Source organism: Melghirimyces thermohalophilus, from assembly GCF_900102685.1.
Classification (GTDB): domain Bacteria; phylum Bacillota; class Bacilli; order Thermoactinomycetales; family DSM-45169; genus Melghirimyces; species Melghirimyces thermohalophilus.
Genome location: NZ_FMZA01000002.1, coordinates 143,750 through 162,948, shown reverse-complemented (window position 1 = coordinate 162,948; position 19,199 = coordinate 143,750). Strand labels below are relative to the sequence as shown.

General features: G+C 53.0%; 19 protein-coding genes. 6 read left to right on the top strand and 13 right to left on the bottom strand.

Going from position 1 to position 19,199, the window contains the following annotated elements:
* Nucleotides 1-179: 179 nt before the first annotated feature.
* The 5 genes from BLP91_RS02085 to BLP91_RS02065 all read right to left on the bottom strand — a co-directional run bounded on the left by BLP91_RS02085 (nt 180) and on the right by BLP91_RS02065 (nt 5,243).
* Nucleotides 180-803 (bottom strand): 3D domain-containing protein, encoded by a 624-nt coding sequence (locus BLP91_RS02085; RefSeq protein ID WP_091566176.1) that lies wholly within the window; start codon nt 801-803, stop codon nt 180-182.
* Between the two features lie 114 nt (nt 804-917).
* Nucleotides 918-1,502, bottom strand: a complete 585-nt coding sequence (yfbR, locus tag BLP91_RS02080) for a 5'-deoxynucleotidase (protein ID WP_091566173.1) — start codon at nt 1,500-1,502, stop codon at nt 918-920.
* A 54-nt stretch (nt 1,503-1,556) separates the two neighbouring features.
* A complete protein-coding gene (locus tag BLP91_RS02075; RefSeq protein WP_176757768.1) occupies nt 1,557-2,657 on the bottom strand; it encodes an O-antigen ligase family protein in 1,101 nt (366 codons plus the stop codon).
* Between the two features lie 260 nt (nt 2,658-2,917).
* Entirely contained in the window at nt 2,918-4,099 is a 1,182-nt protein-coding gene (locus BLP91_RS02070; RefSeq protein WP_091566168.1) for an MGDG synthase family glycosyltransferase, read from the bottom strand.
* A 217-nt stretch (nt 4,100-4,316) separates the two neighbouring features.
* A complete protein-coding gene (locus tag BLP91_RS02065) occupies nt 4,317-5,243 on the bottom strand; it encodes an ABC transporter substrate-binding protein (protein WP_425412160.1) in 927 nt (308 codons plus the stop codon).
* Nucleotides 5,244-5,455: 212 nt separating this feature from the next.
* Here BLP91_RS02065 and BLP91_RS02060 point away from each other — a divergent pair, with 212 nt between their 5' ends.
* The 4 genes from BLP91_RS02060 to BLP91_RS02045 are packed head-to-tail and all read left to right on the top strand — an operon-like array spanning nt 5,456 to nt 9,157.
* Nucleotides 5,456-6,517: a FecCD family ABC transporter permease gene (locus tag BLP91_RS02060; protein WP_091566163.1), complete on the top strand. Its 1,062-nt coding sequence runs from the start codon at nt 5,456-5,458 to the stop codon at nt 6,515-6,517.
* Nucleotides 6,514-7,554, top strand: a complete 1,041-nt coding sequence (locus BLP91_RS02055) for a FecCD family ABC transporter permease (protein ID WP_245661988.1) — start codon at nt 6,514-6,516, stop codon at nt 7,552-7,554. The genes BLP91_RS02060 and BLP91_RS02055 overlap by 4 nt, the downstream gene beginning before the upstream one ends.
* A 35-nt stretch (nt 7,555-7,589) precedes the next feature.
* Nucleotides 7,590-8,414 carry an ABC transporter ATP-binding protein gene (locus BLP91_RS02050; protein WP_091566160.1) on the top strand — a complete coding sequence of 275 codons (825 nt, stop codon included), beginning with the start codon at nt 7,590-7,592 and terminating at the stop codon, nt 8,412-8,414.
* A gap of 2 nt (nt 8,415-8,416) precedes the next feature.
* On the top strand, nt 8,417-9,157 hold the full coding sequence (locus BLP91_RS02045) for a (2Fe-2S)-binding protein (protein ID WP_091566157.1): 741 nt from the start codon (nt 8,417-8,419) through the stop codon (nt 9,155-9,157).
* A 114-nt stretch (nt 9,158-9,271) separates the two neighbouring features.
* On the opposite strand, the gene BLP91_RS02040 is transcribed toward BLP91_RS02045, so the two are convergent.
* The 3 genes from BLP91_RS02040 to BLP91_RS02030 form a co-directional block, all read right to left on the bottom strand.
* On the bottom strand, nt 9,272-10,249 hold the full coding sequence (locus BLP91_RS02040; RefSeq protein ID WP_143003433.1) for an HPr family phosphocarrier protein: 978 nt from the start codon (nt 10,247-10,249) through the stop codon (nt 9,272-9,274).
* 83 nt (nt 10,250-10,332) lie between these two features.
* Nucleotides 10,333-10,755, bottom strand: coding sequence for a DUF6114 domain-containing protein (locus BLP91_RS02035; RefSeq protein WP_091566152.1), 423 nt, complete (start codon nt 10,753-10,755; stop codon nt 10,333-10,335).
* 21 nt (nt 10,756-10,776) lie between these two features.
* On the bottom strand, nt 10,777-11,319 hold the full coding sequence (locus tag BLP91_RS02030) for a DUF6230 family protein (protein ID WP_091566149.1): 543 nt from the start codon (nt 11,317-11,319) through the stop codon (nt 10,777-10,779).
* Nucleotides 11,320-11,609: 290 nt separating this feature from the next.
* Here BLP91_RS02030 and BLP91_RS02025 point away from each other — a divergent pair, with 290 nt between their 5' ends.
* Both BLP91_RS02025 and BLP91_RS02020 read left to right on the top strand, forming a co-directional pair.
* Nucleotides 11,610-12,806 (top strand): LuxR C-terminal-related transcriptional regulator, encoded by a 1,197-nt coding sequence (locus BLP91_RS02025; protein ID WP_176757767.1) that lies wholly within the window; start codon nt 11,610-11,612, stop codon nt 12,804-12,806.
* A 226-nt stretch (nt 12,807-13,032) separates the two neighbouring features.
* Nucleotides 13,033-13,374, top strand: a complete 342-nt coding sequence (locus BLP91_RS02020) for a hypothetical protein (protein WP_091566144.1) — start codon at nt 13,033-13,035, stop codon at nt 13,372-13,374.
* 109 nt (nt 13,375-13,483) lie between these two features.
* Here the strand turns inward: BLP91_RS02020 and BLP91_RS02015 are convergent, their stop codons facing one another.
* From BLP91_RS02015 to BLP91_RS01995, 5 genes are all read right to left on the bottom strand, one after another.
* Complete coding sequence (locus BLP91_RS02015) at nt 13,484-15,100, bottom strand: ABC-F family ATP-binding cassette domain-containing protein (RefSeq protein ID WP_091566141.1); 1,617 nt, start codon at nt 15,098-15,100, stop codon at nt 13,484-13,486.
* A gap of 136 nt (nt 15,101-15,236) precedes the next feature.
* Nucleotides 15,237-16,157, bottom strand: a complete 921-nt coding sequence (locus BLP91_RS02010; RefSeq protein ID WP_091566139.1) for a DUF4340 domain-containing protein — start codon at nt 16,155-16,157, stop codon at nt 15,237-15,239.
* Complete coding sequence (locus tag BLP91_RS02005) at nt 16,154-17,515, bottom strand: GldG family protein (protein ID WP_091566136.1); 1,362 nt, start codon at nt 17,513-17,515, stop codon at nt 16,154-16,156. Before BLP91_RS02005 ends, BLP91_RS02010 begins: the two co-directional genes overlap by 4 nt.
* A 17-nt stretch (nt 17,516-17,532) precedes the next feature.
* Nucleotides 17,533-18,243: an ABC-2 transporter permease gene (locus BLP91_RS02000; RefSeq protein WP_245661987.1), complete on the bottom strand. Its 711-nt coding sequence runs from the start codon at nt 18,241-18,243 to the stop codon at nt 17,533-17,535.
* On the bottom strand, nt 18,236-19,189 hold the full coding sequence (locus BLP91_RS01995) for an ABC transporter ATP-binding protein (protein ID WP_091566133.1): 954 nt from the start codon (nt 19,187-19,189) through the stop codon (nt 18,236-18,238). The genes BLP91_RS02000 and BLP91_RS01995 overlap by 8 nt, the downstream gene beginning before the upstream one ends.
* Between the last annotated feature and the right edge of the window lie 10 nt (nt 19,190-19,199).

Here is a 19,199-nt window from a genome sequence, read left to right as displayed (position 1 = left end):
GAAGAACGTCGCCCCCGCTGCCCGATAAGTTGTCCCAGAGGTGCAGCTTACAAAGGTTTCACATCGCCCTCATGCTTGTTGGAAAAGCAGAGCCAGAATAAAAAAAGGCCGCATACCGGCTTGCCGGTTTGCGGTTCGTCGTTTTGGGACCTATGGAAACGAAGCCCTGCTTCGGTTTTTCATTGGACCAACTCCACCGTTACCCCTTTTTTCACGCCGAATTGGCGCGCCTCGTTGACATCGGTCATATACACATCGATTCGTTTTCCCTGAATCGCTTTACCGGTATCTTGTGCCACCCGATATCCGATCCCTTCGATATAGACCAGGGATCCGATTGGAATCACGTCGGGATCGACGGCGATCGTATACCCCTCCGTCACCGGAGCGCCGCTGGAAGTGACTCCATAAGCGGGGTCTGCAGGGGTTTTCCCCGTCGACTCCGGCCCCGAAGTATAGGCAGTCAAGGTAAATTCCCCGAGACTTTTTCCCCGGGCCATCGCCGGCACGGCATCGGTTTCTTCTGTTTGCGGTTTTGTCTTTTCAGGGGACGGAATGCGAAGTTTTTGTCCAACCTGAATCAGCGACGGATCCTCCACATCATTGAGTTGGGCGATTTGCTCGACATCCACCCCGTGTGTGCGGGAGATCCGGTAAAGGGTATCCCCCTCTTGTACGGAAACGGTTTTATATTTTGTTTTAGCTTCCGCCTGCCTCCATTCATCCCCGCTGTTTCCCCAGATCACAACCAGCCCCAGTCCCATCAGACAGAGAATGGCAATCCAACTCCGGTTTTCACCCATTGATGATCACCCCATTGATAGAATCAATAATAGATTCGCTATCCAGCATGGCCGAAACCGGGTCCGGTTATACCTGGATGAACAGACAGAAAAAACCGGACCTGTCGGTCCGGTTTATGGCGTTTCTTTGGACAGCTCGTCCAGAGTCTTCGTAAAACTGGGGGCAAAGTGGCGGAGAAAGTAATCGATCTCCGGCATCTCCAACTGGTCCATCCGTTCCTTCAGTTCCCTACAAGCCACGGCAAATTCCCGGTTGCCCGCCGATAGCTCTTGCAGGCATTTCAGATAGCCATCCAAAAGATCCGCCCCTTTTACCCAGCGATACAGATCCGGGTCCTGGTTGCGGATCAACGGGGCATAGCGCCCTTTCAGCGCAGCGGGAACCATGTCGCAGAGCCGTTCCGCCGCTAGCGCCTCCATCTCCCGGAATCCGTTTTGAATCCGGGAATTGTGGTGTTTGACAGGGCTGGGAATATCGCCGGTAATCACCTCTGTCGCATCGTGAAACAAAGCCAGGGTGACTGCCCGATCCACCGGCACCTTTTTTCCATACACATCAGCCGCGATGGAACAGAGGGCGTGGGTGAGAATCGCCGTGTGATAGCTGTGCTCCGCTACATTCTCCGGCACTACCTTCCTCATCAGGCTCCAACGGTGGATCAATCGCAGACGAAAGAGATACGCAAAAAAAGCGTTCAATCCATTCCACCTCAGTTAAAAAACAGTTGTCTCAAGCCTCATTCCTTTTCGCCTTTAAGGCCTCGCGTTCCTCCCTAGACCTCGATCCATTGGAGGCTGACAACGCTTTTCATACAGATGATGGATGACGATCATGGACAGCATAAAAATCAGCCCGATCTGGGGAGCGATGATGGGATAATCGTACATCCCGTGACCCAGCAAAGCGAATATCATGGAGATCAGCATCCCGGCCAGCCGTTTCTCCTCCTTAGTAGCGGCGGACTTTCTCCAACGCCGAGCGCGGTGCGTGGTAACAATGATCAAAAGCATAAACATCGTCAAACCTATGACCCCAAACTCCACCGCCATCCCCAGAAAGATATTATGAGCATGAAACAGATATTTCCCTGTCATCTGGTCAAAAAGATAACCGAAATGCAGCGGCAGCACTCCGGTCAGCCAGTTTTCCGCAAACAACCGAAAACTGTTCTGCCAGACAAAAATCCGGACTTCTGCCGTGGCAAAAAGGGTTTCTTCCCTGGGGATCAAGGTTTTGTTGGTATAGATCACCATGCCGAGAAACACCAAACTTGAAAAGAGAAGAATCGTCCGCTTGCGATCTCCGGTCATCCAAACCTGGATCAACAGGCCGATCACCAGTCCCACCCAAGCCCCGCGAGAGCCGGTGCACCAAATCGCCACACAATAGACGACAAAGACAGCGAGGGCCCCTATCTTTTGCCAACGAACCTTCAGGACCGAAGAGGCGTAGATGCTGAGCAGAGCCAGACAGATCAACATGGCCGCAGCCAAGTTGGAGTTGGAAGCGGTTCCGATACTCCGCACCGACTCCGCCTGTTGCATCGGGTAAAAACCCAGTAAATAAAAAAGGGTGGATTTTTCAGTCGGAATCCAATCCACACGCTGAAAAATGGTGACCATTGCAGCGTATAAGCCAAGCAGCCAAAATTGCAGGTACAGCCTCTGAAACCCTTTCCAGTCCCAGCCCAACAGCTGTTTCACCCATACCGAGAGCAGGTAATACAGGCCGAATAGAACCACGGGCACAAACCCGACCGGGAGCCATCCGAATAAGAGGTACGGGTTTAAAAACCAGCTGACCAAAGACCAGATCACAAATCCCAGGAAGATCTTCTCCGGCCATCCGAACACATGCCAGTTCCCCCTATTGAAAAAAAGAACACCCACCCCGAGCATCAGCAGGACCAAAGCGGGAAATACGGGGGAAATCAGTATCGATATATATAAAAACTGCGTCCATCGTTTATATATATAATCTCTGCGCGAGTCCATACGCAAATGAAAGACTCCCTTAACAGTGAAGTTGCCGTACCGTTAGAATTATATCCATCCGATGGGAAAAGAACAAGATATAGCAGGAAACGGAAATAAAGGATGGAAGTAGGAAACGGTCAGGAAGTCAACATTTCGAGTACAGCTTGTACACTGTGAGAAGGATGGATCCGTTCACGCCATACCATCATCCGTTCCCGGAGACGGTCCAAAGGAAGATCGCCTGATACCAACCGCTGAAACCAACAATCTAGTTCGTCGTCATCATCAGCTTTTTCCGCCAACCCCTGTTCCAACATAAACTGTCCGTTTCGTTCCTCGTGGCCGGGGATGGTACCGTAAATGAGCAGAGGCTTTTCCTTGGCGATCGCCTCCGTGCAGGTCATGCCGCCGGGCTTGGACACGATCAGGTCTGCCGCATCCATCCAGTCCGCCATCTGCGTGGTAAATCCGGTGATGCGAATGTGAGGGTGGCGCAATTCTCCATCTCTTTCCATACTCTCTTTCAATTGGCGGTTATAACCAGTGCAGACCAAAATCTGCAACTCTTCTTTCCACTTAGCCGCTGCCCGCACGACCCGATCGGTCCCCCCGAGACCTAAGCCACCGCCGAGAATCAGCAGAGTGGACATCTGTTTCAGCCCCATCCGCTCCCGTACTTCCCGCTGGTTTTGCTTCTTCCAAAAACGACGATCCGTCGGAATTCCAGTGGTTAATATCCGTTCAGGGCGAACGCCCATTCCCACCATCTGTCTCCTGACACCCTTATGGGTGACCAGGTAACGATCCGTTTCCGGATGGATCCAGGCTCCATGGGCAGAAAAATCTGTAACCAGTGTGCACAAAATCGTACTCAAGCCCTGTCGTTTCAATCGAGCCACACCTGAACTGGCAAAGGGATGGGTGGAGACGACCAGATCGGGCCGAATCTCTTCGATATAGGCAGCCAGCCGGGTGTACAGGGTTCGATAGATACACCACTGCAGCCATTGGGGAAAAGAGCGGGTATGGTGGCGTCCATACAGCATTTTCCATACCTGAGGTGTCTTCCGAATGATATTTAAATAAGATGAGAGCAAGAAGCGACTCACTTTCGGTTGCAGTTCCCGCCCCAATTCCACCATTTGAACTTCGATTCCCCGATGTTCAGAACGGAGCCCCTTTGCCAAGGCCTCAGCCGCTTTGGTATGTCCCGTACCAAAATTCTCCGAAACGACCAGAACCTTTTTCCCAGTCTGTACGATCCCGTTGTGCAAATCCCCGGAGACAGAATCATCCGCCCGGGCCATCGGCTCGATCATACGCTCTCCACCTTTCTTTTCGGGACGGCATCCGCACAGAGCCACTTATTATACCATAATAGCCAGGGATCTGATATGTACCGCCCGATTTGTGGATATTATGCCATCGACCCACATGGTACCATGTATGGAGACTTGTTTGCCTGACGTTTGCCAAAAAAGGGCCAAGAAAAAACAGACGGCGCACCGTCTGTATCGAGTCAGATGGTTTTATGTTTTAACGTGATTTATCGAGCAGGTGTTTCTCCAGATCATCCAGTATTTTGTTCGCTGCCTGAATCCCGCCGGAAAGATTCCAGTATACATCGTTCACTTCATATACGTTTCCCTCTTGAGCCACATCCAGCTGTTTGAAAAGGGGTTTATTCATCCACTCCTCCTTCAGTTTGGTCGCCTTTCCATCCCCTTCTTCCATCGTCAAGACAAACATCACGTCACCGTCCATCTCAGGGATCCGCTCTTCGGTCACTTCGCTGGAGTGGGCTTTTTTGATTTGGGATTGAGGGCGTTTCAAACCGACTTCTTGTACTACTGCATCCGGGAAGCCGTTGTGGTGAATACGAACGAGACCCGGGAGGAAGCGGACAATCGATACCTTTGTATCCAAGTCGTCTCCCATACTCTCTTTAAAATCAGCGATTCTTTGCTCCCATTCCTTCAATTGTTGCTGCGCCTGATCCTCTTTATTTAAGGCTTTCGCATACAGTTTGAAATTTTCCTTCCATACATGTCCCACCGTGTCACTGTAAACAGTGGGAGCGATGGCAGACAGTTTGTCGTAAATCTTTTCGTGGCGGACTTTGCTGCCGATGATCAAATCCGGCTTCAGTGCGGCGATCTTTTCCAGATTGGGCTGCACTTCCTCTCCCACCACTTCCACGCCTTTCATCTCATCGGTGATGAAATCATACCAGGGATCCCCGATCCAGGATTGGACAGCACCTACCGGTTTGACCCCCAAGGCCAGTGCATCGTCCACTCCGTCATTGGTCAGGACCACCACCCGTTCCGGCGTCCCTTTTATCACCGTTTTCCCCATGGCGTGTTCAACCACCCGGGTTTTTCCCTGTTCCTTCTCATCACCGCTTTGGTCTGCTGCGCCACCGCCACCACAGCCGACAGTAAATAGGAGAACCGATGCCATCCCAATACCGATCCATTTTCTCCAAGGACCCACGGCTTCAACCTCCGTCTCAATGAAAATGATTTTCAATACTGCCCTCATCTTAAGTAAGCCCCAAAAAACTGTCAAGAAAGATCGTGAAAATGATTATCATTTATTGACCTTTCTTTTGATAATGATTATCATACAAGTGATCATACTTATTTCGTAAGGCTACGATTAGGAGATATCCCATGCGCTCTCATCCTTTTCGAACATTGACACTGCGCACACTCGGCCTGGTAGCAGGGGTTCTCCTCCTGCTGGTCACTCTGACCGGCAGTATCAAATGGGGGCTGACCCAAGTGGGTTGGCAGACATTATTGAATGCCTTTCAGACACCGGAGCCGACCCAAGTGGAACTGGTGATTTTAAACACCCGCCTGCCCCGAGCCTTGATCGCCCTTTGCGTGGGGGCCAGCTTGGCGATGGCCGGTGCTCTGATGCAAGCCCTCACCCGAAACCCCCTCGCTTCGCCGGGCATCTTCGGCATCAATGCTGGAGCCGCATTTGCCGTTGTGGCGGCAGCTGCCTTTTTTTCCGTTGCATCTTTTCAGGCGTATACCTGGGTAGCCTTCGCAGGTGCGGCGATCAGCGGCTTGATCGTCTACGGGCTGGGCTCCGCTGGCCGAACCGGACTCACCCCTTTAAAACTAACCCTGGCTGGAGCGGCGATGACCGCTTTCTTTTCCACCTTGACCCAAGGGGTGCTGGTGACGGATGAAACGACCTTAGAAGAAGTGCTCTTCTGGTTGTCCGGATCCATTGTGGGCCGCAGTTTGCAATCATTGACGACGGTTCTGCCCTTTTTTATTGCTGCTTGGGCTTTAACCTTCGCCCTCTCCCGTCCTGTCACCACCCTGTTGATGGGAGAAAACGTGGCCCGGGGGCTGGGACAGCGAACCGGCTGGGTGAAGTTTTTATCCGCTCTCTGCGTGATGCTGCTCGCCGGCGGTGCCGTCGCCGTCGCCGGACCGATCGGAATGGTCGGCCTGGTAGTGCCCCATATCGCCCGTTTTCTGGTGGGCAACGATTATCGCTGGCTGTTGCCGTACTGCGCTTTGCTGGGTGGGAGCTTTCTGCTCCTGGCGGATATTGGGGCTCGGTACCTGATCATGCCCGGCGGACCGGTCGCCGAGCTTCTCGCCGGCACTGCTGCCCGTGTCTTGTCCGATGAGGTGCCAGTCGGCATCATCACCGCCTTGATCGGGGTTCCCTTTTTCATCACCATCGCCCGAAGGAGCGTCTCAGAGTGAAGCGAAAAATCACCATCCGCATCCGACCGCTCCACCTTTCCTTGTTGATGGATGTCCGCCCCTTGGTCTGGTTGGCTCTATTAACCCTGATCAGCGGAGCGGTGTTTGTCATCAGCGTGGGAATCGGAGAAATGTATATCCCGCCGGGGGATGTGATCGCCGCCCTCACCGGGCAGGGATCCCCCGCCGACATCATGGTGATCAACAGCCTGCGCTTGCCCCGGGTCTTGACTGCGCTTTTGGTAGGCATGGCCTTGGCGGTAGCTGGAGCTATTTTACAGGGTGTGGTGAGAAACCCCCTCGCTTCCCCGGATGTGATCGGCATCACCGGAGGGGCATCGGTGGGGGCTGTGGCCTGTCTCACCCTGCTTACCGGCATCGGGTCCCAATGGGTTTCCGTCGCCGCCTTGGCCGGAGGCGCACTGACCACCTTTTTGATCTACCTTTTGGCCTGGAAGAAAGGGGTCTCCCCCTTCCGCCTCATCCTGATCGGGATCGGGGTCAATGCGGCGGCGGTGGGCCTCACCTCCTTGCTGTTGATCATCAGTCCGATCCATACCACCAGTCAGGCGATGGTGTGGCTCACCGGGAGCGTCTACGCCAGTTCGTGGGAAACCGTGTGGAGAACCGCCGCCCAAGTCGCCGTGTTTCTCCCCCTCACTCTGCTATCCTCCCGCCACCTCAACGCCCAGGAGCTGGGTGAATCATTGGCGACGGGATTGGGAAGCCGGGTCCAGCTCCACCGATTGTTGCTGGTCCTGTACAGCGTGGCCTTGGCCGGCATCGCAGTAGCCGCCGCGGGTCCCATCGGCTTTGTCGGCCTGATGGCCCCCCATATCGCCCGGATGTTGACGGGACCCTCCCAAGGCCAGTTGCTGCCGGTAGCCGCAGTGACCGGTGCACTGCTGGTCATGGTGGCGGATCTGACAGCACGGACTGCATTTAGCCCTCTCGATTTGCCGGCGGGTCTTTTTACCGCCGTGCTGGGAGCCCCGTTTTTGATTGTTTTGCTCCTTAAAAGCGAACGTCATGTATAAACCTTGTCATGCTTGAGACGGGAGGTTGATCCGAGATGAAGCCGACCCTGGAAACTGACAGCCTGACTCTGGCTTACACCGACGAACCGATAATTTTCGATCTGGACCTCCAGATTCCCAAGGGGCAGATCACGGCCCTGGTGGGTGCCAACGGGTGTGGTAAGTCTACACTCCTCCGTTCACTGGCTCGGTTGATGAAGCCGAAAAAGGGAGCTGTCCTGCTGAACGGACGCAATATCGCCCGCCAATCCACAAAAAAAACGGCCCGGGAACTGGCCATTCTGCCTCAGGGACCGGTCGCACCAGAGGGGCTTACCGTGCTCCAGCTGGCCAAACAGGGGCGCTATCCCCACCAAAGCTGGGTCAACCAGTGGTCGGATGAGGATGAGGAGCAGGTTCGGTGGGCACTGGAAATGACCCGGATGACAGATTTCGCCGACCGTCCCATCGACTCCCTCTCCGGCGGACAACGACAGCGGGCTTGGATTGCCATGACCCTGGCCCAGGGAACCGACACGCTGTTGCTGGACGAACCAACCACTTACTTGGATATGACCCACCAGATTGAGATTCTCGATCTCCTGTTTGAGCTGAACGAACAGGACAATCGCACCATTGTGATGGTGCTCCATGATCTGAATCAAGCTTGCCGATACGCTCACCATATGGTGGCTGTCCATAACCGCGGGGTTCACAGTCAGGGGCCGCCTGAAGCGATTGTAACGGACCGCATGGTGAAGGAAGTGTTCGGCCTCGATTGTGATATTCTTCCGGACCCGCTCTTCGGCACACCTACCTGTGTGCCCCATGGAAGAGGACGGTGCCTTTTCCATCATCCGGCTACCGGAACGGGGGTATAACCATGTCCACCCAAGCTTTGAACCGTACAGACACAACTTCTGGACAAGGCAGTATTCCGACCTTCCGCTCCCCTTCCCGCGGAGCGTCAATCCGTTCTCTGATCCACCCATCTACCCGGGAGGCGCTGCTTCGGAGGTGGGGGAAAGGAATCGGTACGGATCATTTAACCGTTGCCGCCTCCATGCTGGCCAAACAGGTCCTCTCGCTGCTGTTGGCCGATACCTTATATGGTGTCACTCGAAAAAACCAAGCGCCTCTTTTTACGCCGGACTCTCTTCAGATCCTCTTTCACGGGGGCTGGAACCTTTCAATCATCTCGGAACATCCACAAGTGTCATCCTTCCGAGACGGTGATCGAGAGGCGTGGCGGGCGGAAGCTCTGCGAAGACTCTTTCAGGAGAATATCACTCCACTTGTAACCTCGCTGTCCACTTATATCCCTTCGCCCATCTTATGGGAAAGCGCCCGCTGTTATATCGACTATTACTACGAAAAGTGGAGGGAAGAAACATCCGATCCAGCGGAAAAGGAACAGATCATCTCCGACTTTCGCTTTTTGACCGAAGAAGAGAATGACTTGATCGCCGGCTGTCCCCCCAATCCGCTTGCCAAGAAGCCAAAGGCCCTCACCGATGAGGGGGAAGGGCTAACCCGCCGCACCTGCTGCCTCTACCATCGGTTGCCCGGTGCCAAACCCTGTGCCAATTGCCCGACAGGACGTCGGGGTTCCTGTACCGTCTAAAGCATGGCCACGGACAAAAACCTCCACCTGGGAGGTTTTTTGTGTTTTCCCCTGATTCCAGCATGGCGCCAAACAGAAGGGCTGCATCGTCAAGATGCAACCCTTGCAAGGCCCCTATTCTTCTTTACCCAGGAATTGAGCCATCTCTTTGAGTGCCTTCTTTTTATCCGGTCCGTTGACGACCAGTTCGATCTCGGTTCCTGAGAACCGCTTCATCAGGACCATCCGTCCCCAGTCCTTCGCATCATACTCCTTGTCCTTCCGTTTCAGTGTGATGTCGGCATCATAGGTTTTCGCCTGATTCACGATTTCCAGGGCGGAAAAGTAGCGTTTCAACCGGATGGTCTTCGTCAGTTCTTCCTGCTGATCCGCTCCCTCATCGGGATCGGAATCCCCTTCCTGTGCCGAATCGGGATCCTCTGTATCCCCTTCACCGGAATTCTCATCCTGTTTATGCTCGTCGGCGGATTGATCCCCGTCGGTCGGTGCCTCTTTCTCTTTTTTCTCCTCCTCAGGCTCCCCGGATACCATCCGATTCACCTCTTTTTCTACCTCTTGTTCATCGTCCTCCCCAAACTGGCGCAAGTCGATAAAAATACCGCCCTGCGGACGCTCCAGAGAGACCTCCTTTGTGGTATCCAGATCCAAAGAGGGCATATGGGCCGATCCCGCTTCCATCTTTTCCACCCGGAGATAAACATCATGAAGGACGACGGAGGGCACCGGCCTGTCGATCTCCAGCAAATCGCCGGGTTTGATCTTGAAACCGATTGCGCTCACTTTCACTTGCAAATCCTGGATCGACACCGGTCCGGAATCTTGGATATCCAGCTGCCATCCCCCTTGTCCGTTCCCATAGGATGCGGCCATCTCCATCCCTTCGATCTTCGACTCCCCAATCTGAAGGGTTAACAACCAACTGCGTTGGCCTGAATCCAACCCCATCAATAATCCGGCAGACTCGATCCGATCGGCCCGGATAATCAATGCTTCCGGCTCGTCCCCGGTTCCCGAGGCAGCCGCTGAAGAAACGGACGCGATAAGGAGAAATAAGATCAAACCGATGATCACCGGGTGGCTCAATTGCTTCAAAGGGCTATCCCCCCCTTCATCCACCCCAGTCGGTGTGTACTCCGTTTTTTCGAAATCGTTGGACGGTATGAAGAGGGATTTCTTCAAACCGCCTCCTCTTTTTTGGCAGGGGCTTTTCCGTTGTCGCCCGAGTCCTCCTGTTCCCAGGAGATGCACAGACAACCGCCTACAATCCCCAACAACATTCCGATAATCATCCCGCCCAAGGCCCCCATCAGGGAGAGAATGGACAGGATGATCCCGAATATTCCGAGTATCCGGACATAGTGAGGCATGATCCAACCGACGATTCCACAGGCGAGCAAAAGGCCTCCGAACAGTATGCCGGTAAACGCAAAATTACCCGGTACAAAGGTGAGCCAATATAACTGCACCGGGATATACAGGGTGAACAAACCGGCCAGGATCAGCAGGATCAGCCCCGCCCTGGGACGCTCCGGTTTCTTGTTGTTTTTCTCTTTCCGCTGGGGCAGTTCCGGCTCCACCTGCTTATTCGAATCACCCATATAGAAGATTCCTCTCTTCCTTTAGTCCACTTTGTGCAACTCCAGCTTCATCCCCGGAAGGGAGATGCTGTTGTTAAAGAGATAGTGCCCGCGGATTTTCGGGTCTTTCAGCACCAGGCTAGGTGCGGACATCTCAAACTTTTGCCGAAAATCCTGTGAATGGTTTTCATGAATTTTTAATTTTTGGAATTGATGATCCCCGGTCAGTTTGGACATATCCAACACCATGCCATTGGAGACCACTTCCCCCGAGGCTGTCACCATCACCCGGATCTTTCCTTGCCCGGGAATATCCAGGTCTTTGTACAGTTTCAACCCCTTGATCTTGGCGTCCATCTGCGTGGCCACCTGAGGAATCGATTTCTTTTCACTGGATTCCCCCACCGTGGGCAAAAGCTTGAAATTGCTGATCTTGATCTGATCCGCTTCGATTTGAAAACCACCAACTCCGGCGATCGGCACGGCCATGGCCACACCACCGGCATACACCCCCGACAGTACAACCAACAGCAGGGTAAAGGAGATCGTTAGACTGGTCCAAAACCACTTTTTGCGATACTTCAATCGGATCACCTCACTGTTTTAAGGTCAGCCAACATGATAGCGCTTTCCTTTATGTTTTTAGAATCTTCCACCTTTTCGTGGATATGAGTCATTTTATGACGGTTTAAGCACCGGTCTCAACCCTGTAAAGCGGGGAATCGCTACCCCTATGTTTATGGGGTGCAAACAGAATCCTTTCCCTTCCTCCGATGGATGCCCTTCTAACCGAGGGAGATCTGTTATATAATGGCTTTCGGAAGACTGACATGATATCAGTTAAAAATCCGGTAAAAAGAAAGGGATTGTCTGGGATGCAGATTCCCGCATATTTAACTCCCCCTATGATTCCCCGTCAACAGGTGCAACAGATCCTGGACATGATCACCCAAGGGTATCGAGAAGGGATGGCCAACTGGAAAGTGAAGCTGTCCACGGTCGATACATCTGCCGAGGAAAAACAGGCCGCCCAGGAGTTGGTGCAGCTTTTGCTGCGGAACATCGATCTGGTTTCCACCCATTATGATGAATACTTGCAAAAGTTTAACGACTGGGTTGCACGATCCCGCCGGGTGCTGGACCCCCGCCGGATCATTATCATCCTCGGCGTTTTCGAGGAGATGGTGATGGGAGTTTTGTCACAACACCCAACCGGCCCCGACCTGTACACCCGCTACCGTTGGCTACATTCCTTGGTGATGGCTTTGGTCTATTCTGTCTATTATCATAATCATGAGGAATGCACTTCTCCCTCCTCGGCGGCTGTGCCAGGGACTGCTGACATCAGCAACGCTCCCGACTCCCTTCTGCCCACCGTCCTCCGGTTTGATGAACTGTTGCTAACCACCCGGACGCTGGAAGAGCTGCTCAGCCAGTCGGTTCATTTTATTGCGGAACATGCCGCCTTTCGTCGAGGAGCATTGTTCTGGTATTCAGCGGTGACCCGTACTGTGGAGGGGATCTGCTCCCATCGGATCGATCCGGCGGAAATTCGGAAAGTGCGGACGTTGGATTCCAATATCCCCGGCATCACTTGGGCCATCCGGGAAAACCGGCCCATCTATCTTTCCGATGCACAGATCTATTTTCCCGCCCATTATGTGAAACAGTTTCGGCTTACCTCGCTCTTGGTTTGCACCCTCTTCGGGGAAAACAAACAACCAGTCGGCTTTTTGCTGCTGGATCAAGACGGTGATCCTTATCAGCCGGACTCGGAGCAGATTCGATTGGTGGACATCCTGGTCCATCGACTCAGTCTCACCCTCCGGGTCAAATTATACGAAGGTCCCCCCCTGGCTTCGGAACCTACTTCTTCCGAGTGGCTGACTCAGAGGGAACAAGAGATCCTGCAGATGATCGCCTACGGGTATTCGACAAAACATATCGGTGAGGTTCTCCATATCAGCGAACATACCGCCGCTGAATACGCCCAGACCGCTTTGCGAAAGCTGAACGCCAAAAATCGTCCCGAAGCTGTCGCCAAGGGGTTGCGTCTGGGGATCATCCAGTAAATCCCTCATCCTTTTTCTATGGTTACACACTTCTTTAAAAGGGAATACATAGTATATAGAAAAGCAGATGAAACCCCCATCATTTTTCCTTGACGAACCTGAGGGGAACCACTATAATGCGAAAAAAGCTTCTCATAAACCGTCGTTCTTCCTTGCCCTGTATGTACGAGTCACTGGTTCACGTTCGGCGGGATGTGCCGACATCATCAAAAGGTGGTGCTTAGCCATGACGACGCTACTCCATTTTCAAATGCAGGACGGAGACTGGGTAAAAGGAAAGACAAACAATGACGAGCTGTTTCATGGATATATCGAATCGATCCACCATGAGGAGGGAATTGTCAAGGTGCGGGTGATCCAATCGGATAACCGATTAAGCATCGGTAAAATCTCCGATAGCACTCCCGACCGATTGCGTCCTCTGGAAACCCCTCCCCTGGAACAAGAAGGCCATATCCGCAACTGGATCGATATCGCCCTTTCCACTAAGGATGAAGCTTGGTTCATGGAACTGACGAACGCATTAAGACAAACACAGAAAAAAGACGGAGAAAAACTGGTATCCTGAGGACCCCCCTGTACAGGGGGATCCGTCTTTTTTGTAGATTATCGATTCAAAAATCCCCCCATACAGCTCAAAACTGCATGAGGGGGATTGTGGAAACGCTAGATGTCACTCAGGCATACATCTGCCTTACTTTTTCTTGCAACTCTTCATCATCCAGATATTCATCATAGGTAGTCAATTTGTCCACCAGTCCCTGAGGCGTCAACTCCATGATCCGATTGGCCACGGATTGCACCAACTGATGGTCATGGGAGGTAAACAGGATCGTTCCGGGGAACTCTTCCAACCCCTTGTTCAAAGCCGTGATCGCTTCCATATCCAGATGGTTGGTCGGTTCATCCAGGAGGAGCACATTGGCCCCGGACAGCATCATCCGCGCCAGCATGCAGCGCACCTTTTCCCCACCGGAGAGGACGTGAGCCTTCTTCATCACTTCTTCGCCGGAGAAAAGCATGCGACCGAGGAAGCCGCGAACAAAGGTTTCCGACGGATCCGGTGAATATTGGCGCAACCAGTCTACCAAATTGAGATCCACTCCGTCGAAATAAGCGTTGTGATCATTAGGGAAGTACGCTTGAGACGTCGTAATTCCCCAGTGAACCTCCCCGGCATCGGGCTCCAATTCACCGACGAGGATCTGGAACAGGGTGGTTTTGGCCAGACCATCGGGGCCGACAAAGGCCACCTTCTCCCCTTTATTGATGGTAAAGCTCAGGTTGTCCAGCACCTTTTGCCCATCGACGGTTTTAGTGAGACCTTCCACGCGCAACAAGTCATTGCCTGCTTCCCGTTCCGGCTCAAACTTGATAAAGGGATAGCGGCGGGAGGATGGCTTGATATCTTCCGGGGTCAGCTTCTCCAACATCTTTTTCCGGGAGGTGGCTTGCCGCGCCTTCGCCTTGTGCGCGCTGAACCGGGCGATAAAGTTTTCCAGCTGCTTCCGCTTCTCTTCCACCTTTTTGTTCTTCTCTTTGGCCAGTTGCAGGGCCAGCTGACTGGATTCGTACCAAAAATCGTAGTTCCCCACGTACAGCCGGATCTCCCCGTAATCGATATCCGCCATGTGGGTGCAGACGGTATTTAGGAAGTGCCGGTCGTGGGAGACGACGATCACCGTATTTTCAAAGTCGAGCAGAAAATCTTCCAGCCACCGGATCGCCTGAATGTCCAGGTGGTTGGTCGGTTCGTCCAAAAGCAGGATATCCGGGTTGCCAAACAGGGCTTGTGCCAGCAACACCTTCACCTTGTCGTTTCCGTCCAGATCTTTCATCTGTTTATCATGAAATTCATCGGCTACACCGAGGCCGGACAGAAGTCGCGCCGCTTCCGCTTCGGCTTCCCAGCCGTTCAACTCGGCGAACTCCCCTTCCAGTTCCGCTGCCCGGACGCCGTCTTCATCGGAGAAATCCGGCTTCGCGTAGAGGGCGTCTTTCTCTTTCATAATCTCATGCAGCCGCTCATGACCCATGATCACCGTTTCCAGCACCTGATGCTCCTCATACCGGAAATGGTCCTGTTTTAAGACCGTCAGCCGCTGCCCGGGAGTAATGTGAACTTCCCCTTTGTTGGGTTCGATCTCTCCCGACAAAATTTTGAGAAAGGTTGACTTGCCCGCCCCATTGGCCCCGATCAGGCCGTAACAGTTGCCTGGAGTGAACTTGATATTGACATCTTCAAACAGCTTCTTCCCGCCAAACTGCAGGCCGACACCTTGAACCGTAATCATCGCGCATCCGTCCTTTGACCGTAAATACTCCCATCGATTATAACACGGAGCGGGACCAGAAATTAAGCCAGCCAAACGCGGAGAGGTGGGAAGTTCATATGAATCAACCCCCTCTCACAAAAGGGGGCTGATACCGTTATTTGTCTTCTTCCTCCTTTTCCGCCTGTTTCAACGCGTCTTCCAAGGATGAGACCGCAACGGGGTAGGCCCATTCCCCTTCTTTTTTCCGAATCCACACCTGATCCTCTTCCCGAACTCCGAAATAAAGGTGCTTCTTCCCGTCGTCGGTGGTTAACGTCAGTTCCAGCTGGGGTTTGTTCTGCTTCCATTCGTCGGCTCTTTTAGCCAGTTCTTTCGCTTGCAGGGAAGCAAGGCTGGTAAGAAAACGGTCCAGTTTGTCCGGATCGTAGGTCTTTTTTCCTTTTTCCAGTTTCCATTCGCCCTCTATTTCTTTCCCTTTCAGGGTGGTCCCTTTCCATTGAAAGGAAAAGGCTTTGATGTTCTCCTTTTGAACGTGAATCGCTTCTTTTTTCATCAGGTTCAGAACCTGTTTATCCAGAAATCCGATGTCCGTGGTTCCGATTTGTAGAATCGCTCCTTCTCCGTTCTTCTGGATATACCGGCCGTTATCCACCGGAAGGGCGTCCCCCACGGCCAACTCTATCTTCTCCCCGTTCTTCCGTGTCACCCGGTAGATTTTTTGGGGCTGTTTCAGGCCATATTTTTGCAGGTCATCGGAGGATTTTTGCACCACTTCTGCACCCTTCAGTTCCGTGAAGGAGCGAAGCCAAGATTCCACCATCTGAGGATCCACCGGCAGAGGTCTCGGTTCCTTGAAGGACCATTTCCCATCCTTGCGAACCAGTTTCCAACGAATCTCCCCTTTTTCCTCCATGGAGATGGTGGTGATCTCCTCGGGCTTCAACCCCTTAAACAAGGGGGGCTCCTTTTTTTCATCGGACTTCTCCTGAAAAAGATCCTGACTAGAGACCACTCCCCACAAGGCAGCAAAGACGATCAGAGCAATCAGGGTGGGAATCGTTCCTTTCCAGTTCATGCCCGTCTCCTCCTCCACCAGATCATCAGACCGCTCACCAAGAAGAGGAGCGGCAGGACGATGACGGTACCGAAGAAAATGATGCGGGCGTCACCAGCGGAAACGTACACCTGCTTCACTTTTTTCTCCACAGGACGGATGGTTACGTTTTGCGCGTCTTTGCTCAACCAACCGAAGGAATTTAACACCAGATCCCGGTTGCCTTGAGCCTGAAACACATTGCCGGTCAGCATGGATGCACTTCCAAAGATGACGGCCCGTCCATGCTTTTTCTTTTCCTCATCCACAGCCACACCCAAGGTGATCGGTCCCTGATGGTCTTTCTTACTTGGTTTTGTCGATAATTCTTCGGATTCCCAATCCGTCTCTCCGAAGGATGATCCTGAGGTTTCCAGCAGTTTTTCCACCTCTTTTTCCTCTTCCACCTGTAGACCGGTGGCACGGGGCATCACTGCCACCATATTCCGTTCCTCAAGTTCCGATGTGATTTTATGGTTATTGTATTGCGGAATGGGAGTCAAGGGGTCACCGTAGTAGCCTCGTTTCGGGTCGATCACCACATCGTTGCCCAGCTGGACCCCCCATGTTTCCAACACCTTAGGGATCTGCTTCCAGTCGTCCATCCCTTCCGCAGGCGCAAAGGCGGCAAAAAATTGGCCCCCGTCCTTGATAAACGTCTGAATCATCTTTGCTTCCTTTTGGGACAAATCCGAGGTCGGTCCAGCCATCATCAAGATGTCGGCATCGTGGGGAATACCGTTTTTCTCTGCCAGGTTGAGTTCCTTCACCTCATTCCCTTCCCCTTCCAGGGAATCCCGTAATCCCTGCAGCTTGTTAAAAGGGATTTCCCCGTGACCTTGCAGTATGTACACCACGGGTTTTTGATCCGCCGTCAGGTTGAGAATAGCCTGCGTGAACGCTTCTTCTCCTTTGAAGCCGTAGGAATCCCCCTGGGTACCGGGGACGAACAGCTGCATCGGATCCACCTTTTCCTGTTTGTCCCCCTTCACAAAGACGACGGTATTCATCCCGGATACGCCATACTTTTTGGCGAGGGAGGGCTCTTTCACCGGATCGACGGTCTCCACCTTCAGTTGATCCGTCTCCTTCTGATAGGCCCGCAGGAGACGCTCCACCTGATTTCCACCCTCGGAGGAATCGGTAAAGGCGTAAACTTTCACTTCTTCATCCAACCCGTGTAAGGTTTTTTCCGTCTGCTCAGACAGGGAGTGGATGGTGTCCTCGGTCCAATCCCAACGCCAGGGCAAAGAATCCGCTGCCAGCACTGTCAATACAAAAATGCCGATCAAGGTGATCACGAACACGCCTGAATTGAGACTTCGCCAACCGAACTTCATGCTTCTCTCGCACCTCCTTATCTCCAACGCCGTTTTTCGAGAGATTGAACACTCAGCCCCAGAAACAGGAACACAAAAACGAAATAATAGAGAACATGGGACATATCGACGATGCCCTGTTCAAAGTCGTTCAAATGAAAGATGGGGGAGAATTTTTGAAATAGCTCTCGGGACCCTCCATACAAAGCGTCGCTCAAAGTTTGGATCAGCCAGAAGGCCAGCAGAATGGCGAAGGAGGTGATCCCGGCCACCATCTGGGACGCACTGAGACTGGAGGCGAAGATTCCGACCGCCATCATGGCAGATGCCAGCAAAAACACTCCCAGAAAAGCGGCGGACAGTTTCCCCCAGTCCACCGATCCATACATGGTCAGGATCAAGGGATAGACCAGACTGACGGCTAACAGAAACAAGACTACCGTCACCGAAGCCAGATATTTGCCCGCCACCACTTGCAATACATTGACGGGGGACGTAAACAACAATTCATCGGTTCCCTGTCGCAGCTCTTCCGACAACAACCGCATGGTAATCATCGGGGTGACAAACAAAAACAACAGGGACATGGAATTGTACACCAATCTTTCCTCCACCCGCTGGATCCCCAGAAAGGCGGTGGAAAAAAGATATCCTAGGACGAGAAAAAAGAAGGCGAAGGCTACATAGGACGTGGGTGAAAAGAGATAAAGCTGCAATTCCTTCCGGAAGAGCGACCAAATTTTACGCATCGCGTTGCCCTCCTTCCGCGGTGGTCAACTTGAGGAAAACATCTTCCAAAGACAGATCCTGCCGCTGCATTTCCAGGATAGGCATCTTGGCCTCGGCCATCGCGTAAAAAATCTGTTCGCGAAGATCGCTCTCTTCCTCCAGGGTTACCAGTAGTTTGACACTTTCCTCCGAACCGCCTTCTCTCCTTGTCACTTCTTTGACGCCGGAGATGGATGCCAATATTTCCTCTGCCGCCTTTGGTTTCCCTTTCACTTCCAGGGCAAGGGTGAACCCTTGTTCCAACCGGCGGGACAACCGTTCCGGCCGATCATCCTCCACCAGACGCCCCCGATCGATGATCAGAACCCGCTTGCAGATCATCTCTACCTCGGGAAGAATGTGCGTGCTCAGCAATACGGTGTGTTTTTCCCCCAGCTCACGGATCAGCTCGCGGATCTCCGTAATCTGCTTGGGGTCGAGGCCAGAAGTCGGTTCATCGAGGATAAGCAGATCGGGATGGTGCAAAATCGCCTGGGCCAGCCCGACCCGTTGTTTATAACCCTTGGATAAACGACGGATTAGTTGATGCTCTCTCCCGGTGATTCCGGTTCGTTCCAGCACCTCTGCGAGGCGACCTTTTTGCTCCCGGACCGGCACCTCCCGTAAATCGGCGACAAACCGCAGATACCCCTCCACTGTCATTTCCGGATACAGGGGAGGACTTTCCGGTAAATATCCGATTTTTTTCTTCGTCTTTGCCGAATGCTCCGTCATCAGTTGCCCGTCCACTCGGACTTCTCCTTCCGTCGGGGAGAGATAGCCGGTGATCAAGCGCATGGTCGTCGTTTTCCCAGCCCCGTTGGGACCCAAAAAGCCGACGATCTCTCCTCGGTCGACGGAAAATTGAACCGCCTCGATCCCCCTTTTTCCAGGGTAACGCTTTGAGAGATTTCGGACTTCTAGCAAACGTCTCCCT

What these genes read in the sequence shown, in the direction of transcription:
- BLP91_RS02085 (WP_091566176.1), bottom strand. Translation starts at nt 803, where the DNA reads ATGGGTGAAAACCGGAGTTGGATTGCCATTCTCTGTCTGATGGGACTG.
- BLP91_RS02070 (WP_091566168.1), bottom strand. Translation starts at nt 4,099, where the DNA reads ATGATCGAGCCGATGGCCCGGGCGGATGATTCTGTCTCCGGGGATTTG.
- BLP91_RS02065 (WP_425412160.1), bottom strand. Translation starts at nt 5,243, where the DNA reads ATGGCATCGGTTCTCCTATTTACTGTCGGCTGTGGTGGCGGTGGCGCA.
- BLP91_RS02060 (WP_091566163.1), top strand. Translation starts at nt 5,456, where the DNA reads ATGCGCTCTCATCCTTTTCGAACATTGACACTGCGCACACTCGGCCTG.
- BLP91_RS02050 (WP_091566160.1), top strand. Translation starts at nt 7,590, where the DNA reads ATGAAGCCGACCCTGGAAACTGACAGCCTGACTCTGGCTTACACCGAC.
- BLP91_RS02045 (WP_091566157.1), top strand. Translation starts at nt 8,417, where the DNA reads ATGTCCACCCAAGCTTTGAACCGTACAGACACAACTTCTGGACAAGGC.
- BLP91_RS02035 (WP_091566152.1), bottom strand. Translation starts at nt 10,755, where the DNA reads ATGGGTGATTCGAATAAGCAGGTGGAGCCGGAACTGCCCCAGCGGAAA.
- BLP91_RS02025 (WP_176757767.1), top strand. Translation starts at nt 11,610, where the DNA reads ATGCAGATTCCCGCATATTTAACTCCCCCTATGATTCCCCGTCAACAG.
- BLP91_RS02020 (WP_091566144.1), top strand. Translation starts at nt 13,033, where the DNA reads ATGACGACGCTACTCCATTTTCAAATGCAGGACGGAGACTGGGTAAAA.
- BLP91_RS02015 (WP_091566141.1), bottom strand. Translation starts at nt 15,100, where the DNA reads ATGATTACGGTTCAAGGTGTCGGCCTGCAGTTTGGCGGGAAGAAGCTG.
- BLP91_RS02010 (WP_091566139.1), bottom strand. Translation starts at nt 16,157, where the DNA reads ATGAACTGGAAAGGAACGATTCCCACCCTGATTGCTCTGATCGTCTTT.
- BLP91_RS02005 (WP_091566136.1), bottom strand. Translation starts at nt 17,515, where the DNA reads ATGAAGTTCGGTTGGCGAAGTCTCAATTCAGGCGTGTTCGTGATCACC.
- BLP91_RS02000 (WP_245661987.1), bottom strand. Translation starts at nt 18,243, where the DNA reads ATGCGTAAAATTTGGTCGCTCTTCCGGAAGGAATTGCAGCTTTATCTC.